This is a genomic window from Polymorphospora sp. NPDC051019 (assembly GCF_040683055.1).
Lineage (GTDB): Bacteria > Actinomycetota > Actinomycetes > Mycobacteriales > Micromonosporaceae > Polymorphospora > Polymorphospora lycopeni.
This window is the reverse complement of record NZ_JBFBCH010000012.1, coordinates 213,881-230,732: the sequence shown is the minus strand read 5'-3', so window position 1 is coordinate 230,732 and position 16,852 is coordinate 213,881. Positions and strand designations below refer to the sequence as shown.

Annotated in this window: 18 protein-coding genes and 1 pseudogene; 2 read left to right on the top strand and 17 right to left on the bottom strand. The window is 67.5% G+C overall.

The genetic code is table 11. The features are described from left to right. From AB0M79_RS22200 to AB0M79_RS22190, 3 genes and pseudogenes are all read right to left on the bottom strand, one after another. Nucleotides 1-533: pseudogene (locus AB0M79_RS22200) on the bottom strand (hypothetical protein); the annotation flags it as partial. 99 nt (nt 534-632) lie between these two features. Further along, a complete protein-coding gene (locus tag AB0M79_RS22195; protein WP_364216732.1) occupies nt 633-1,175 on the bottom strand; it encodes a DUF3307 domain-containing protein in 543 nt (180 codons plus the stop codon). Between the two features lie 136 nt (nt 1,176-1,311). Continuing rightward, nucleotides 1,312-1,629: a hypothetical protein gene (locus AB0M79_RS22190; protein ID WP_364216729.1), complete on the bottom strand. Its 318-nt coding sequence runs from the start codon at nt 1,627-1,629 to the stop codon at nt 1,312-1,314. Nucleotides 1,630-1,865: 236 nt separating this feature from the next. On the opposite strand from AB0M79_RS22190, the gene AB0M79_RS22185 reads away from it, so the two are divergent. Then, on the top strand, nt 1,866-2,681 hold the full coding sequence (locus AB0M79_RS22185; RefSeq protein WP_364216726.1) for an AAA family ATPase: 816 nt from the start codon (nt 1,866-1,868) through the stop codon (nt 2,679-2,681). A 134-nt stretch (nt 2,682-2,815) separates the two neighbouring features. After that, nucleotides 2,816-3,223: a kinase gene (locus tag AB0M79_RS22180; protein ID WP_364216723.1), complete on the top strand. Its 408-nt coding sequence runs from the start codon at nt 2,816-2,818 to the stop codon at nt 3,221-3,223. A 683-nt stretch (nt 3,224-3,906) separates the two neighbouring features. Here AB0M79_RS22180 and AB0M79_RS22175 read toward each other — a convergent pair. From AB0M79_RS22175 to AB0M79_RS22110, 14 genes are all read right to left on the bottom strand, one after another. Then, complete coding sequence (locus tag AB0M79_RS22175) at nt 3,907-4,833, bottom strand: hypothetical protein (protein WP_364216720.1); 927 nt, start codon at nt 4,831-4,833, stop codon at nt 3,907-3,909. Between the two features lie 15 nt (nt 4,834-4,848). After that, nucleotides 4,849-5,055 carry a TauD/TfdA family dioxygenase gene (locus AB0M79_RS22170; RefSeq protein ID WP_364216760.1) on the bottom strand — a complete coding sequence of 69 codons (207 nt, stop codon included), beginning with the start codon at nt 5,053-5,055 and terminating at the stop codon, nt 4,849-4,851. 906 nt (nt 5,056-5,961) lie between these two features. Continuing rightward, on the bottom strand, nt 5,962-7,476 hold the full coding sequence (locus tag AB0M79_RS22165; protein WP_364216717.1) for a LacI family DNA-binding transcriptional regulator: 1,515 nt from the start codon (nt 7,474-7,476) through the stop codon (nt 5,962-5,964). Between the two features lie 62 nt (nt 7,477-7,538). Next, nucleotides 7,539-7,901 (bottom strand): helix-turn-helix domain-containing protein, encoded by a 363-nt coding sequence (locus AB0M79_RS22160; protein ID WP_364216714.1) that lies wholly within the window; start codon nt 7,899-7,901, stop codon nt 7,539-7,541. Next, on the bottom strand, nt 7,898-8,071 hold the full coding sequence (locus AB0M79_RS22155) for a DUF3970 family protein (protein ID WP_364216712.1): 174 nt from the start codon (nt 8,069-8,071) through the stop codon (nt 7,898-7,900). The genes AB0M79_RS22160 and AB0M79_RS22155 overlap by 4 nt, the downstream gene beginning before the upstream one ends. A 268-nt stretch (nt 8,072-8,339) precedes the next feature. Then, complete coding sequence (locus AB0M79_RS22150) at nt 8,340-9,512, bottom strand: DUF3631 domain-containing protein (RefSeq protein WP_364216709.1); 1,173 nt, start codon at nt 9,510-9,512, stop codon at nt 8,340-8,342. A gap of 77 nt (nt 9,513-9,589) precedes the next feature. Beyond that, nucleotides 9,590-10,336 carry a DUF6884 domain-containing protein gene (locus tag AB0M79_RS22145; protein WP_364216706.1) on the bottom strand — a complete coding sequence of 249 codons (747 nt, stop codon included), beginning with the start codon at nt 10,334-10,336 and terminating at the stop codon, nt 9,590-9,592. Further along, a complete protein-coding gene (locus AB0M79_RS22140) occupies nt 10,333-10,542 on the bottom strand; it encodes a hypothetical protein (protein ID WP_364216703.1) in 210 nt (69 codons plus the stop codon). The genes AB0M79_RS22145 and AB0M79_RS22140 overlap by 4 nt, the downstream gene beginning before the upstream one ends. Next, nucleotides 10,539-11,426 carry a bifunctional DNA primase/polymerase gene (locus tag AB0M79_RS22135; RefSeq protein ID WP_364216700.1) on the bottom strand — a complete coding sequence of 296 codons (888 nt, stop codon included), beginning with the start codon at nt 11,424-11,426 and terminating at the stop codon, nt 10,539-10,541. Before AB0M79_RS22135 ends, AB0M79_RS22140 begins: the two co-directional genes overlap by 4 nt. Before the next feature lie 28 nt (nt 11,427-11,454). Next, nucleotides 11,455-11,952: a hypothetical protein gene (locus AB0M79_RS22130; RefSeq protein WP_364216758.1), complete on the bottom strand. Its 498-nt coding sequence runs from the start codon at nt 11,950-11,952 to the stop codon at nt 11,455-11,457. Further along, entirely contained in the window at nt 11,952-12,653 is a 702-nt protein-coding gene (locus AB0M79_RS22125) for a GGDEF domain-containing protein (protein ID WP_364216697.1), read from the bottom strand. Before AB0M79_RS22125 ends, AB0M79_RS22130 begins: the two co-directional genes overlap by 1 nt. Nucleotides 12,654-12,927: 274 nt before the next feature. Then, nucleotides 12,928-15,129, bottom strand: coding sequence for a hypothetical protein (locus AB0M79_RS22120; protein WP_364216694.1), 2,202 nt, complete (start codon nt 15,127-15,129; stop codon nt 12,928-12,930). Further along, complete coding sequence (locus AB0M79_RS22115; protein WP_364216691.1) at nt 15,129-16,568, bottom strand: hypothetical protein; 1,440 nt, start codon at nt 16,566-16,568, stop codon at nt 15,129-15,131. The genes AB0M79_RS22120 and AB0M79_RS22115 overlap by 1 nt, the downstream gene beginning before the upstream one ends. Beyond that, nucleotides 16,565-16,852 carry a hypothetical protein gene (locus tag AB0M79_RS22110; protein WP_364216688.1) on the bottom strand — a complete coding sequence of 96 codons (288 nt, stop codon included), beginning with the start codon at nt 16,850-16,852 and terminating at the stop codon, nt 16,565-16,567. The genes AB0M79_RS22115 and AB0M79_RS22110 overlap by 4 nt, the downstream gene beginning before the upstream one ends.

Genomic DNA, 16,852 nt, shown 5'->3' with positions numbered 1-16,852 from the left:
CCGACCGGGGTCGGACGGGCGAGCAGGATCAGCGGCAGGGTGCCGGACTGGTTGGCGATGATGAACTGCGAGAAGCAGACCCGAAGCCGGTGCCGCACGATCAGGCACCAGACCCAGTCGGTCAGGAAACGGCGTACCGGGCCGATGGCGGCCGGGACACCGATGACGACGGCCATCACCGCGAGGGTGACGAGGAGGCTGGTGTGGGTGGTCAGTGCGACCCAGCCGTAGACGAGACCGAAGCCGGCGGTGATCTCCGGTAGCCACCACCAGATGAGCCGGATGACCGGCCAGACGCGGACCAGGGTGCCGACAACGAAGCCGGCCAGCAGGCCGCAGACGATGCCGAACAGGCCGGCGAGGATCGCGTGCCACGATTCCGCGGCGATGGTGGCCGACAGCAGAGCGACGACCAGGGCGGTGACCACGAACGCGATACGGGCGTTCCGCGCAGAAGAGCGCTGCACCTTCGCTTCGATGACGGTCACAGTCGGGGACGACTTGCGTCCGAACGGACGGGTAGACTTGGACATGACACGTCCTCCCTGAAAAGGGCTGGATGGGGTTGGAAAGCGCGGGGTCGGCAGGTATGGGAGCCAGTACCGACCCCGTGCTTCATTTCTTCATCGGGTTCACAGAGCTGCGATCAGCAGCGCGGACACCCACAGGCATCCGTAGTGCAGGGCCTGATCGGCCAGGTACATCCCGCAGATCGGGGACTGCCGGTCAGCGAAGTCCGCCGATCCGGTGTGCTGGAGAATCCAGCGAACCGGCCAACGCCGGTCCAACACGGCGTGCGTGACCGCCGAGAACGACAGGCCGGCGACCATGCCGACCACGGTGACCGGAAGGTCCAGGACCACGACGGTGATGACCATCATCACGACGAGGACCAGGTGGTACGCGCCGACGTGGCCGAGCAGGTGGCGCCAGCCACCCCAACCCGAAGCGGCCTTGTTCGACGCCTGGGCGTCACTCTGACCGAGAACGTGGTCAGCGAGCTGATGCCCGGCGTACAGAGTCGCAGCGACAACGGCGAAAACCAGCGCGGAAACGGACATGACGAGTCCTCCCAACAAAGGGGCTGGAAAAAGTGAAAGGCACGGGGCCGGCAGGTAAGGGAGCCAGTACCGACCCCGCGCCGTGAACGGGGTGTGACCACCGGACGTGGTCACCAGGCCGGAAACATGGGAACCAGCAACGTTCCCGGACTGGCATGCGGTTGATCGATCGGTCAGCGACGGTTCAGGTCGCTGTCAGATGCCACGGACACATGCGGCAATGTGCAGCACGAGATGTGCGAAGGACTTGCTACTTGCCCGAAGCACCCGACATCGGCTTCAGCGACACCGCACGGAACGCGACGCCGTTACGCCCGTTGGTCGCCCACGGAATGGCCTCCAACTGCTCGACGGAGACGAGCTGCCCCACCGTCACGTTCGGCTTCTCACCCGCCGTGGTGATGGTGATGACCTCGCCCCCGGTCTCGTCGAGCACGAAGACCTGGGTCGCCCACATCAGCCGGCCCGTCCCCTTCTCGGAACGCTGGTTACCGTTCTGGTCGTTCTTCGGCTCGGTGCCCTTCGACACCGTGACCTGCTTGCCGGTCGTGTCCACGTACAGCTTCACGAGCTACCTCCTGCGTCTGAGCGCGTCCCCTGCGGACGACTGCTCGATGCGATGAACCTAACAGTTGATTGGCTCACATAGCAACTGGTAGGTGCTCACCATCTGAAACTGCCGCCTGACGTGCAGTGATGCCCAAAGTTCACCTGTTAGGTGACTGGTAGGCTCTGGTAGTGGACGCCTCTACCGAAAAAACTGACCCAGCGTCGTCGCGCCCCAGGCTGGTCCGGGGCGAGTCCGTGCATCAGCAGATCGCCCGGCATATCCGCAACGAGATTGCGGCCGGCATCAGGCGGGACGGCGACGTACTGCCGTCGAGTCGTGAGATGGCAGCTGAGTGGAGCACCAGCGCCTTCACCATCACCTCAGCGATGAAGTTGCTGGAGGCGGAAGGCTTCATTGAGAGCAGGTCCCGTTCAAAGCGAGTTGTGCGCGCGCCGAACCAGGCGCGCCGTGGCCCGGTGCGCCTACCGAGGCCCCGTGTGGCGCTAATCGGTGGGTACGCAGGGAGCGGCAAGACCGAGCTGGGCCGAATCCTCGCCCGCGCAACTGGATGGCCGATGCTCGACAAGGACACGTTGACTCGGCCCGTCGTCGAAGCCGCGTTGGAGATCCTGGGACAGTCGCCGCATGACCGGGAGTCAGATGTCTACCTAAGGCGTGTTCGACCTCGGGAGTACGAGGCACTGAGTAGTGCGGCGGAAGAAAACGTGCAATGCGGCAACAGCGTCATAGTGACCGCTCCCTTCATTGCCGAGTTTCAAGACCCGCAGTGGTTGGACCGAACGAGAGCGCGGTTTGCAAGTCTGGGAGCCACGCTAAGCGTGGTCTGGGTGTACTGTGACCCGGACACGATGAATCTCTATCTGCGTAGGCGTGGAGCGGCACGAGATGCGGTAAAGCTCACTGATTGGCCAGGCTACCTCAGTCGCATTGATACAAACTTTCGGCCGGCGATCGAACACACCGTCATTGACAACTGCGTATCAGCCAAGCCGTTGCAGGACCAAGCCGAAGCACTGGCAAAGTCACTGATGGGGTTGGAACTCCACTGATGCAAGGCGTAATCCTTTATGGTCCGCCGGCATCAGGGAAGGACACGGTAACCGCAGCTCTGCGCAAGCTCGACCACCGGTACCGACAGTTCCGACGTTTGAAGGTCGGCCCTGGACGTACCGAGGGCTACCGGATGACCACCCTGAAAGAGCTAGCGGAGCTTCGATCCGCAGGCGAGGTGGTGTGGGAGAACCGGCGGTATGAGGCGACGTACGTTGTCGACGCCCCTGGCGTTCGTCAGGAGCTTGGAGAGGGAATCCCGGTTCTGCACCTCGGCCAAGTCGAGGCAATCGACGCAGTACGGCAGGCATTTCCTAACGTGCGGTGGACGGTGGTCGCTCTCACCTGCCCCCGAGACGTAGCCGAACGCCGAATCGTCCAAAGGCAGACTGGCGACAGTTGGGCCCGACTCAGGGCATGGGACGAGACTGAGTCGATCACCACCGTCAACCTGACAATCGACACGTCCGAGACTCCTCCGGTCAGCGCGGCGAAGCTCATCAATCAGGTGGTGCGACGCCGCGACGCCTCAGCGGTATGACCAGCAGAGGGGCCGGCTGCCGGTCCGGAGACGTGCAAAGTTTCTGTACGTCTTCAAGGCGGCCCGAGACGGGCCGCACGCGCCGCCGTCTGGGCGCGCGTCCGTCGCTTCGCTGGCGCTCCGACTCCGGCCACGCAACACGCCCGACGGCTGGCGCGGAAGCGAAAAGCCCAACCGGGCCGCGACGACGGCACCAGGTTTCCGAGCGGTTGGGGTGCGCCGGCCGGCAGCCGGCCACGACCGGGACCAGGCCGACGCGCCCGACGACCCGGCCGGCGTCGACGAGCGGGGCCGGGCCGTACGGGGTTGCGGTTACTGCGCCTCCGGCGGGGGCGCTCGGGCTCCGGGATGCCCCGGCCGCCGTCGGCGGGGCGCGGTCCATGGGTGGTTGCGGTGGTGCCATCCCGCCCGCCATCGACCCGGGCAAGCCGAGCAGACCACCACCCCGACCCGCCAGCGTCCGTACGAGCCGTCAAGGTCCGCTTGTCATGGCGGGCCGGGACGGCGGCCCGCTCCCACGGTGGGCGGGCCGACGGCAGACGGGATGGCAAGAAGGCTTCTCTTTCGAAACGGTGCTTGCTGTTGAGGACCCAAGGGCAAGTGGACTATGTGCTTAAGGTAAATATGGGGAACATTTTGGCGGCGATCCCCTTTTGAGTTTAGTTGCATAGGCGTCGAATCAATTATTCGTCGCCATAATCTTCACCACCATACAGTGCGCTTGTGTCTACATTGTCTTCCCAGCCTTCGTAGCGATCCTCAGAGTACTCGATGGTGCGCAGTCGTGGAATTCCAGCTGCAATGACCTTTGCGGTGTCATCTAGGACCAGGCCGCAGATGTTGCATGAGAGGCCAGTTGCGAGATGTATGACGCTATGCACTATCTCGCCGTTGTCCTCGTCGTATTTGCTCTTTGTCGTGCGGCCAGGAGTTAGCTGAAGTGGCGTTTCGTTGCCGCAGGCAGGGCATGCGACTGCGTGAGGTATGACCCGCTTGTAGCCAGTGGGCGTGTGTGTTGCAGCCCTGATCCGAGCTTCTCGCTCCGGTTCTGTTAGATGCTCATACATGTACTTGGAGTTCTCGATCAACGTGCGCACGGCGCGCTGAACTGCACGATCTACTTCGATACTTAGCCTCTCGGCGTGGGCAACGATGTCGGCATCTAGGACGTCGGAGACAGGCATTTTGAGATGCTCACAAAGTGAATTGACGACCGCCAGGAATCGGGGTAGCCATTGCTCCTCTGGAATATTGGCCAGAGCGGCATCGGCGGAATGCAGTTCCTGATTGCGCAGGTTGGCCAGGAATATGGCGTCACGCTGCCGATCGTCCCCGAAGCCTTCGATAACGAACTTGAGACGATCCACTACGGTCCTCGTCGTGATTGATCGAGGGTGGGCATCTGCCTTGGTGATTCCTACCGCGTGCAGAAGGCTGTTTCCCTCAGATGCCGCTATCAGTGAGGGGTGTATCTGCGAGAGCGGGGCCCGAAGGAGGAATTCAAGGCCAAGCAGGAGCCATAGCGCGAACTCGTCGTCGTCTTCGTTATGATTGGCTGCACGATTGAAGTAAAGCTTGGCCTTGGCGACGAAATCTTCGTAGTCCCACATGCGATGTTCCTTGTTCTAATAAACGTAGAGTCGTCTCAGCTTACGGGTTCCGGCCGCCTTGATTGGAGGGCGACGGTGAAGGTTTCTCCTGTTGTCAATAAATGCGACGCGACCTGGCTGCCAAGCCACGTCAGAAGTCGGTGGAGTCGCCTCGATAATTTCCGCAACCTGCTGCCATTCGCGACGTGCGACCTTGCAGGTTCTTGGGTCCCAGCGCAGCATGGGCTTACCGTCTGAATACAGAATGGCCGGAAGGTATTTAGTTCGACCCATTCGATCTTTTGCCTGTAGGACCACCTTGGACAACAGGCGCGCTATGGGACGACTGGTTTCATGCGCGAAGTCAAGGAGTTCTGTCGGTTCCACAGCATCTGACATTGTCGAGCAATGTAGTACGAATAGTCTCGGCGGCGTAGATGAAACAGCCCCGTCTATGTGCCACGGGAACTGACCCAATCCATAACGTTGGGAAAGGGTCCACGGTTGGGCTGCATCTTCCGGTTTTGGAATCAGTGTCTGCCAGTCAGTCCTTACTGAGCCCAGCTGTCGGGCAATGTGTTCGGCCGTCTCGGTGTCGCAGTCGTCAACGACCGCGTACCCGTGATCGGCTAAGTCCGCTGTGATCGACGCATGGTGATCGGCGAGCGCTGGGCTGGACATGACGGTCACGTTACTCGCTTGGGACGCGAGGGTGAATCCCGGAGGCGCCAAGCAGCCCCCTACTGCTGTCGACAGCAACAGGGCTGGACGGGGATGGTCGGAGGTGGAGAGCGCCGGATTAGCGCCGACGTCAGAGACGTGCACGGACGGATCCCGCAGAGCTTACAAGCGAGGGGTTGCCGCCGTTGCGGGTGACGAAGTGAGGGACAACGGCAGCGTCATGCGGTGGACATCCACGGACCTTGACGGACCGTTTCCGCAGGTAGGCGCCCATGCGTAAGCAGGTCGAAACTCCGTGATCATTCCTTCGGGACGAAGAGGTCGTCGGTTCAAATCCGGCCACCCCGACCAAGGCAAGGCCAGTTCAGGGCCGGTTTCCTCCACGGAAACCGGCCCTGACTCGTCTCTCCCGAATGTCCTTGGGAGAAATCTGGGAGAAGATCTTGGAAAAGCGTCTCCCAGTCGGCCCTACGCGCGGCCCTTCAACAGTCGGTCGAGCACCGCCACGGGCGAGCCGAGAGCCATCTCCCGACGGGTTGAGAGTGATGCTTCCCATAGGCCGGTCAGCCCCGCCATGAGCCGCTGTCGCATCTCAGTCGTGACGTGCGAGTAGCGAGCCTGCACTGAACCGTCTTCGTGCCCCATCCGGTCGTCCATCAGAGGTGGCGGGGTACCTAGCTCGACCATGGCCGTCTTGTGGGTATGCCTGAGGCCATGGGGCGTCAGGCGGGGCGCGACCGGCAGCCAGCAGGAATCAGCGCGGCCGGCACCGTTGCGCCCACGTACGGGCACGCCGGGCCACGGGTCAGCAAGCACCGGTACCGGACGCGCATCCTGCGGTGCCTTCTTCGGATACCAACCTGTCGCCGCCGGGTGGAACAGCCAGGTGGCGAAGCTATTGCGCCGCCAGTGGGCCGCGAGTTCTCCGGACGCGCCATTTCCCCGGACGTAGCCGAGGTCAGTCGCCGCAGCCTGAACCTTGGTGCACGTCGTCTCGGGTACCGTATCCGGGCGGTTCAAGACGGCGGAAGCGGTCCCGATCGAAACCGCCGCGCGGCGTGCAACGTCGGCCAGCTTCGGTCCCGGTCGTCGCGCCGCACCGTTGGCGGCCCGGTAGCCACCGAACACGTATTTGAGCCCGTGGCAGGGACATGCGGTCGGTCGAGTGCGAGCGATGTGATCCGAGACTAAGCCGAAGAGCCAGGGCGGTAGGTCGATTGTGCGGTGGGAGTCGTCCTTGGGTGGACACCGGTGCAGTTCGCCCGTGTCGAGTTCGTAGAGCTGCCACTCGACCCGCAAGCCGACAGAACGTACATATTGAGTTTCTAGCCCAACAAGCTCTCCCCAACGCATCCCCGTATACCCCTTGAGAACCACCGCTACGAATTCGTCGTCGCGGCCTGATAGAAGTGCGGCTCGCTCGGCAAGCAACAGGATTCCAAGCGAGTCCGTCACCGCCTTCTCTGGACCGCGATTGCGGGATCGGCCGGCGCGCTTACCTCGGCCACGGCGACGAGCGGCAGGGTTGGAGTCCCGAAGCTCTTCTTCTACCGCGTCAGCGAGGATGAGGTGAAGGGTCGCACGCCATGTCTTGATACTCGACTCGGCATAGCCGAGCGCCCGCTCTGCCTTGTCCCAAGCTGCGACGTCCATAGCGCTGATGTCGGCAATCGCGGAGTTCTCGAACGTGGGCAGCAAGTGTTCCTCGATATGCCGCTTGTAGTTCTGCAAGGTGGACGCAGCCAAGTCCTGAGCCGCATACCACCGGCTCACGTACTGCCCGAAGGTTATCCGAGATTCAACGCGGTTGGGTCGCCGACCGTCGCGCACCTTGGCCTCTGCCTCGTTGGCCGCGCGTTCCGCTTCACGCTTGGTGCGATAACGGATCGTCTCGCCGTCGTCATTGCTGACCGTTCCGTACTTTCCAGGTTCTAGCTTGTACCGACCGCGCCAGTAGTTACCGCGCTTTTCGGCATACCCCAAACCAATCTCCTTACGAAATAGCGGTGCCGCCCGACAAGCCGTCGGGCGGCACACGAAATCGACTAGGCCGCTAGAGACGATCGCCCATCAACATTGCGCGACCGGCGCGGTCGACGCGCCCTCAGTTGGGCCGGCGGCGGCGAGCTACTTTCTGATCGATTGGGACCCGGTACCGAAGCTTCTCGACTCGGCAAGGCGCCGCTAGCGGGCCGCCTCTCGAAGAGGCGAACTATCTCCACTATGTGCTCATCGGTGAATCGATAGCTCCCACCAATCCAGGCAAACGGAATGCGCTCCTTTCGCGCCTGCTCCTTCACCCACCATTCCGAACAGCGAAGTATCTTGGCAACCTCCGCCGGCCGGTGAAGCAGCGCAGACTGGCCGTTGGTCTTGTCGCGCCGGAGTTTCAGGTCGTGCGGCTTCACTGACGAGCCTCCTTGCTAGCGCGGGGTGCAGCGTCGAGGTAGATCCGTTCCAAGGTGGAGGGTGCGCGGTCGGGGTGGCGACGGCTGATGTAGCGGATGTTGAAGATTTTGGTGAGTGCGGTCAGGGCGGCGGCTATCTCGGCTTCGGTGCCGTGGAGCCTGATTCGCACGCTGGTGGCCTTTCGGGTGCGGTTGGCGGGTTGGTTGTGGGCGGCCAGGTTGGGTCGGTGGTCGGGCTGTGAGCGGCCCGCTGAGAGCGCCCTAGGGGCAAGATCCCGGGGTTGCCGGTATGGCGGCATGGGTCATTTGGTCTACGGCGTTCTCAGCGGGCCGGTTTGGGGCGCGGTTGGCGGTTAGTGGGGTGGGGGGTAGCCGTCCCAGCCGTCCCAGCCGTCCCACGCCTGGTCAGGGCCGGGACGGCTTGGTGGCTGGGACGGCTTAAGCCGTCCCAGCGGTGATGTGGGGTTGGTCGGTGTGGGACGGCTTGAGCCGTCCCAGGGGTATGACCCGTCCCGAGGTTGAGCTGGGCGGGGACGGCTGGGACGGCTGGGACGGCTCCCCCACCGGGTCGGTGTCAGGAGCGGAGCAATACCGGTTCCACGCGTCAGTGAAGTCGGCTTCGTGGTAGCCCTTGACCTGCCCATACGGCGCCCCGAACCGAATGTTCGCCGATGTGATCTCGTACTCAGCCAGCAGTTGGCCGAGCTTCATCGCGGTCAGACCGGTGCCGCTCTTGCCGTACTCGGCCCATGGCGCTTCGGGGTCGGTGCACAGCTTGTCGAGCAGGACGCTGCTGGGGATCGCGGGGCGGCCCTGGTTGTCGATTACCCCGGCGGTCTGGAACGCAGTGCGGCAGTCGACCAGTAGCCGGATCCGATCGGATGGCACTGTCGCTCCGTCCCGCTCCGCGGTCAGCGTTCCGCAGGCGCGGCGTGCTCGTTCGGGCCAGTCACCGCCGGCCAGGTCGGCTACGGCTACCAGGGGTTCCCAGGTGTCCGCGGCCCGGTCTTCGACCGGCATGGCCGGTTCGGCGGCTTCCAGTTCACGCAGGTTGGCGCGTAGCCAGGTGGTGAGTTGGCGGGCAACGGTGCGTAGGGCGGGGCTGTCGCGGCGGTGCCGGTACGGCGCCACCTTTTCGCCGGGGGCGCGGCGGCGCATGCGGATGACGACGGCGCGGTCTTCGATGGTGTCGGGCATGGCGCCGATGCCGGCGAGGGCGGCCATGGAGAAGGTGGGGATCTTTTCCAGGCTGTGGGTGCTGTTGTCCCAGCGCAACGCGGGCCGGTTGCGCTGGTGCCCCGCGTTGAGCAGGCCGCGTAGGTCCTCGTTGCCCTCGGCGGCGGCGCCGAAAATCGTGTCCGCCTCATCGACCAGCAACGTGGGCGGGTCGTCGGTGCCGATGGCCCGATACACCGCCGCCGGACTCGCGTTGACGGTGATCAGTGGCGCGAAGCAGGTCGCTTCGACCACGTCGAGCAGCCGCGACTTGCCGCACCGCTTCTCCGGCGCCCGGATGACCAGCCGGGGCGCGTGCGCCCACGCAGGTTGGGCGTGCGTCGCGGCGACCCACAACACCACGGCATCAACCGCTTCCGCGCTGGGCAGGATCACGTACCTGGTCAGGCAGGCGTAAAGCTGATCGAGGATCGCCGCGCCGTCTACGGGCTGGTCGCTGTCGGGTGGGGTCGTCATTCGGCGGCTCCTTGGGTATGGGTGACAACCGGGGCTGTCGGTGTGCGCGCCAGCTCGGCCAGCCGTGCCATTTGCTGGCCGATTCCTCGGGCGTTGTCGAGTGGTCGGTGGGCGTGGGGCCAGATGGCGGTGACGGGGTCGGCGTAGTCGCGGCCGGCGAGCACGGTGACGGTTCCGGCGGTGTCGATTCCCAACGCACGCGCTTGGGCGCGCAGTGCGGGCACGGTGACGGCGCCGGGTTGGCCCATCCGCAGGTCGTACGGCTCGACTCGGGTAGCCGGGTGCAGGAAGCCGTGGCGGGCGGACAGGATGAACGTCTGCCCGCCGATGGCGTTGGCGGCGCGGCGGCATGCCTGGTGGTAGCTGCCGGTGTACATGTCCCCGGCCGCCGTGGGGTGGTCGCGTTTCGCGTGTCCGCACGGGACGATCACGATGTGGTCGTCACGGCCACGAACGGTGCGGCGCATACGTTGGTTGACGGGGTCGGCGTATGCCTTGCACGCCGCCTGCCGCGACACGCCCAGCACCCGACCGATGTCGGCGTACGACCACCCGCCGACCAAGACCAGGTCAACGGCGATCCACTCGCGTGCCTGCCGGCAGGCGGCTTCCAGTTCGGTGAGGGCGGTGAGGGCTTCGGACGGGGTTCGGGCCGTGGCGACGCGGGCGGCGATGTCGGTGACGTGGCCGGCGGCGGTGTCGAGCTGGTGCGCGGGGCGACAACCCCGGTTGTCGCGGTTCACGCCGGTGCCCCCTCGGTGTCGACCTGGCAGGGTGGGGTTGGGCCGCCGTTGTAGTTGTCGCGGTAGGTGCCGTCTGGCAGGCGCCATTCGGTCCACCAGCGGCGGCTGTACGGATGGGGTCGCTTCTGTGCCCAGATGCCGCACGTGATGCAGTGGGCGTTGTGGGGGTCGCGGCGCTGCCAGCGGTGACGCGGCTTCGTCGTCATACGGCAACTCCTTCGGCCCGGAACGCGCCGATGATCGCGGCGCGGATGTCGCGGTCGGACTGGCCCGCCCGGCGTCCGGCGTCGGTCAGTACCGCGATCCCGTCGTCCTTGTCGATGGCGGCGGCGGTGACCATCCGGGCGACGCCTCGGGCGGCGCCGTAGAGGGTGGTTCGGCGGGTGCCTTCCGGCGCCTCGGTGACCCGGTCGAGTAGGACGGCGAGTAGTCGGGCGGGGTGGGAGATGCCCCCCGCCCGTTGTGTCGGTGTCGGGCTGGTCGGGGCGGTCACCGAGGCGGCGGGTGCGGGCCGGTTGCACGCTGCGATCAGGGGCGGGGGCATCTCCTGCATGTCCCAGCCCGCGACGCACTGATAGGGGCGTCCGGTGCGGGGGTGGATCGATGGGGGCAGGACGACGTATCCGCCATCGGCTTTGACGTCGATGCCCGGTCCCAAGCCCTGGCCGGGTTTGCCCTGGCTGCACTGCACGTGGTGTCCGGGGTGGCGGTAGTACAGGTGCAATCCGCCGGAGCCGGTAAGGACTCGCGCTGTGCGGGGGCACAGGCCGTCGCGGATCAAGCCAGCGAGGGTCGTTGCGCCGCCGTGGGCGGGGTCGACGTCGACGACCACGGTTCCCGATGCGGCCCCGGTACGCAGGGCGAGTTGGCCGTATGGGACGGCGGCGATGATCGCGGCGATCCGGTCGGGGTCGGTGGTGGCGGCGTAGAAGTTGTGGCAGGTCAGGCAGGGGCAGGCTTCGCGGTCGTGGTCGGGTTGGTCGGGTGGGCAGTTGCGGCAGTTGGCGACCGGTCGTTTCGACCGGCCGAGCATGAATACCGGCCACCCCTGTTCGGCGTAGGCGAGGGCGGCGGCGAGCAGGTCAGGCATGGGTTCTCCGTTCCGGACGGCCGGGAGGTCAGGCGGTGTCGGGCAGGTTGAACAGCCCGGCCGAAGGTCGGTCCGATCGGCTTGTTCGTGATTGGAGCGGGACGACCGGTGCCAGCCCGGCGGGGCCGGTGAACGGGGCGCGGGGTGCGGTGGTGGCGGCGGCGCGTAGCGCGGTGGTGACCTGTGCCGGGGTGCGGCCGGGGGCGTGTGACCAGGGGATGACCGGGGCGCGCATTCGCGCGGCGCCGTAGCTGGTCAGGTGGTGGTTGAGGTGATCGAGGGTCGCCGCGTATGCCTCGGTCATGCCGGGCGGGGTGCTGGTCATGAACCACTTCGGCCGACCGACCAGGGCGGCCCGGATGGCGCCGATGATCGAGGCGGGGTACATGCCGCTTCGGTGGACCGGGCAGTTGCGCTGGCAGTTGTCGTGGGCGTCGTAGAGCCGGTGGTCGCGGGTCCAGCCGTGCCGTTCGATGTAGGCGGCGGCGTGGGTGAGGGTTTGGCCGATGGTTGCCGGCCGGGCCATCACGCGGCCCGGGGGTAGGCGGTGGCCAGTCGGCTGGTGGGTCGGGCCATCTCCCGCCGCCGGACGGCGGGCGGGATGGTCGGTGCGGCGGTGGCGGTGGTGGTGCGCTGGTCGCGGGCGGCGTACATGGCGCGGTCGGCGGCGGTCAGCCACGCGCTGAGGGGCTGGTCGGTGGTGGCGAGGGTCGCGCCGATGGTCGCCCCGACCGCCAGGGGGTCGCCGTGGTGCCAGGTGACCGGGGTGGTGAGCCGGCCGTGAATGTGCGGCAGCCAGCCGGCCAACCAGCGTTCGGCGTCGGCCAGCCGTGCCGCCGGACCGGTAGTGACTAGCGCGAATTCGTCACCACCGAGACGCGCGGCGATCCCGGCGGGTCCGGCGATGCCGGCCAGGCGTCCGGCGACGGTGGTGAGGATGTGGTCCCCGGCGTCGTGGCCGTGCCTGTCGTTGACTGCCTTGAAGCCGACCAGGTCAACCAGCGCGACCACGACCGGCCGGCGTGCCCGCCCGGCGGCGGCGATCAGGTCGGGCGCCGCGGCGGTCAGGCCGGCCCGGTTGTAGGCCCCGGTGAGCGAGTCGTGGGTGGCGTCATGGCGGGCGGCGGTGATCTGCGCGGTCAGGGTGCGGCGGGCGGTCAGGTAGCCGCCGGTGGCGGCCAGGGCGAGGGCGGCGGCGGTGATCGAGTGGCGTCCGAGCGGAGTCACGCAAGCCTCCTTCGTGACGGTGGGTAACCGTGGATGGGTGTGCGGGATCGCGCCGACCAGCGGCCAGCGTGGGGGCGTGTGGGAGGTGTGCCAGGCGTGCCAGGCAAGGGGGGTTCCGGCCGGGAAACGGGCCGGAACCCCCCTGTTGGTTGTGGGAGTGGCACGGGTGACACATGCAGGTCATCGGGTGGCACGGGGGGTGGTACGCGGTGTGGGAGTCCCACGGTTGTGCCAGGCGGTGTCGTGGGACTCCCACACGGGTTTGTGGCAGGGGTCAGGCGGCCTGCTTGCCGGCCCGGTAGGCGTCGACGGCTTCACGGAGCGTGTCGGCCAGGTATCCGGGTTTGGACGTCTCTCCGACCCGTACCCGGCCGCTGGCGTTGTGTCGCTCGACGCCTACGTCGCGCAGGATGCGGCCGAGTTCCGTGCCGAGTTCCGCGACGTCGATGCCGAGTTGCTCGGCCAGTGGGCCGCTGTGGATGCGCCCGCCCGCCGCCTCGGTGACGGCCAGGGCGCGGGTGAGGAGTTCGGGTGCCGGGTCGTCCGCGACCGCGGTCGCGGTCGTGGTGATGCCGAGTTCGGTGGCGCTTCGTCCGGTGATGTCGGTGAGCCGCTGGAGGGCGGCGGCGACGGTGTCCCCGGGGATCGGTGCGAACAGGTCCTCGGCATCCCCGCCCACGGCCGGCGCCGCGTTGCTGGCCGGGGTCGTGCTGGTCGGCGGGGTGTGGGTGGGTGCGGGTCGCTTCTGGGCGGGGATGGTGATGTCGTCGGTGAACAGCTTCGGCATCACCCGTGCCCATCGGTCGGTGTAAGCGCGGGAGCCGCGGACGGCGACCTTGTCCGCCAGGTCCTGACTGATGGGGTCGAGGTCGGGGCGCCATCCGGCGGTGGCGACGGCGGCGGCGTCGATGCGGCCGGGGTCGGTGCGGTAGCCCTTGAACGGCAGCGGTGCCGCCTCGCCCGGCTTGCCCGACAGGACGAAGCCGCAGCCCTGGTAGGGGGCGGCTTCGGTGTCGATGTTGTACTTCCACCCGTACAGGTAGTTGAGTTCCTTCTCCTCACTGACCCGCATCCCGATCCGCACCCGCGCCTGTTCTTTGATGGCGATGGGCAGGTAGTCGTCGGTGGCCCGCAGGGCGCAGCACAGGGTGCGGACCCCGGCGGCGCGGCCGGTGTCGGAGATCTGGGCGAGCATGTTGACCACGTGCGGCGGCACGGTCTTGATCTCGTCCACCACGATCACGATTTCCGGCACGTCCGCACCGACCGGGATCTTGTCGTCGTTCGCGGCCCGCATCCGGTCCCGGTAGGCCGGCTTGCGGCCGTTGATGATCTCGATCGCGGCCTTGCACATCAGTTCCGCCTCGCCGATGTCCGTGGCTACCCAGTCCACGGCCGGCCGCGGCGCCCGTCCTTCGATGTAGGGGGTTACCCACGGGCGGGACAGGCCGCCCCCGGCGAGGTCGATCTGCCAGACGATCGCGTCCATGCAGCGGACGAGCTGCGTGTTGATGGTCTGGAGTTGGTTGGTCTTGCCGCTGTCGGTCTGTCCGACCAGCACGCCGCATGCGTACCGCAGGTTGATGTCCGCGGACTCGCCGTTGCGGAGGCGGCCCATGGACAGCGGGTTGTTGATCGACAGTGGGGTGTAGTCGTCGAGGTAGTAGTCCTGCTCCAGGGCGTTGACGACGGAGACGTGGAGTAGGACGGCGCCGCGGTTGTGGCCCGGCTCGACGGTGACCTCACAGCCGTGTGGGAGGCGGGCGTCGGTGGCCAGGCCATCGGTGTGCCGGGCGATGTCGCGCCACGTCGCCCCACCCGGCGGCAGGTCCGCATCGAGGGTGAAGCCGGTACGGGTGGGCCAGGTCGACAGGTTGCGGATGGTGGCCTTGACCGAGGTCACTCGCGCGATCCGGGCTTCCCAGATCGCGGCGAGGCGGTTCCGGCGGGCGTCGGCGTCCGCGGCGGCGGCCCGCGCCGCTTCAGCGGTTGCGCGCCGCTTGCGGGTGGCCTTGATCGCCGTGGCGGCGGTCGCGGCTCCGGCCGTGCCGGCGGCGAGGGCGCCGAGTGCCCACGGCGACCACACCGCGTCGGCCATCAGGGTCGTGCACGACCACATGCCGGGGATGAACCAGCAGCAGCCGCGCCACACCAGCCGCCGACCCGGCTGGTTCTCGACCATGCCCGACGCGACCGCACCCGCGGCGCCGAGGGCGCCGCCGATCGCGGCGAACGGGCCGGGAATCCCGGCGGCGGCGGCGATCGCGGTCGCGCCGAGGGTGGCCCCGGCGGCGTTGGCCGCAGCCCACGCCGGGTGCGGGTGGCGCCAGTGCCACGTCGACAGGGCGTAGGCAACCCAGCCCTTCGACCGGGGCCGCGCCACCTTCGTAAGCGCTTCGGGGGCCGGGTTGGGGGTTGCGGGGAAAGCGGGGGCGGGGCCGGCCGGAGCCGGCCCCACCGATGGCTTCGACGTCATCAGACGTTCCACTCCGTCTCGTTCGTCCGCGGCGCCTGCTTACGCGCCAGGTCACGCTCGTGAACACGGTTGAAAATCGCGGGGATCGTTTCGGCGGCGGCGATCGTGGCCACCTGCACCTGATACAGCGCGGCCAGGGCCTCGATCACCCGCGGGTCTACCGGGCGCTCGGAGTGCGCCCGCAGCGCCATGGCCTTCAAGCCCTCGGCGATGTCCATCATCGCCGCGGGCATCTGCTGTAGGTGCTGACCGAACTCGTACATGTCATCCGGCTCGTACCGGGACGCGGCGGCCCGAAACTCGCTGGCCGCGCCGGGAAGGGGGAACTGCCCCATCCGTGCACCTCCACTACTGGCCGGCCCGCCTTTCGGGCCGGAACTCCTACCACCGGCGGCAGCGCCGTTGCTGCCGCCAGAGCCGATCGCGGCACGGTCGTTGCGGCGTGCCCGGTTGGCGTCTGCCTGCCGAATCGCCTCAGCCGCGTTCGGCAGGGCACGTATCGCGTCAGCCACCTTCGCGGCCGTGCCGCGTGGGTCCGCGCCGGTCCGGGAGCGCTTGTCGGGACGCGGCGTGCCCTGGTCCTTGCCGCTGGACTTGCTCTTGTCGACAGGCGGCTTCCCGGCGGGCTTACCGCCGGTCGTGGCGTTCTTTCCGGCGTTGGTGATGGCCTTGCCCGCGGACTTGGCCAGCCGCAACCAGTCAGCACCCCGCCGCTTCGTTCCACCACCGCCGGACTTGCCGCCGCCCTTGGTCTTGTCGCTCTTGCTCTTGCCCCCGCCGTTGGTCTTGCCGCCCGGCCAGGCCAGGCCCTTGCCAGCGGCGGCGAGCCAGCCACCTGGGCGGCGACCCGCACCGGCGCCACCGGTCTTTGACCGGCCACCCTTATCGGACTTGGACTTGCGGCTCTTGCCGCCCATCGCGTCGGCGGCTCGACCCAACAGCCCACCCCGACCGGCGCCCCGCCCGGTTCCGGCGCCCGAGGCGCCCGCGCCAGCCGGCCGGCGACCCGCGCCAGTGCCCCGGCCGCCCGTGGTTAGTCCACGGCCGGAATTCGGTCGGCTGGCCGCGGGCCGCCCGCCGCCTGCCGAGCGCTTCTTGCGGGCGGCTTCGGCCCGGGACGACAGGGCGTGACCGGCCGCAGCGGCGGCGGCGCCCGCGGCGATCGCAGCGACGCCCCACCCGCCGACACCGGCCCATACCGCCCCACCGGTTACGGCGGCGGCATCGGCCAGACTCGCCAGCACTGCCCCACCGGGGAAGCCTTGCGGTTCCTGGTCGGCGGTGTCCTGGTCGTCTTTCTCAGAGATGCCCCCGCCCCCGGCAATGTCCTCAGTGGACGCGTCGAGGGGATCGACGGCCGGCGCCGCCTCGGTGTCGGGTTGGTCCGGCTCGACCGGGGGCGGCTGGTCGACGTCGGGCGTCACGGTTGCCGTGGTCACGGCGTCGTTTCCCGACCAGCCCGCGCCACCGCCGCTGCGATCAGCCCGACCAGCAAGGCGACGGCGACCAGCAGCAGACCGACCAGCGGCGGCGACCAGCGGGCCACCGCGTAGCCGGCGCCGAAGACCAGCAGCGGCATGCCCACGGCTAGGCCACCGACGACCGCCACCCGCGTTCCGTTACGGTCCGCGGCTACCGGGATCGGGTCGGGGTTGGGGTGGCGTTCGGGGCGGTCACCGATCCGGCCGCCCACCCGCGACACATCGAAAACATCAGCACGCAT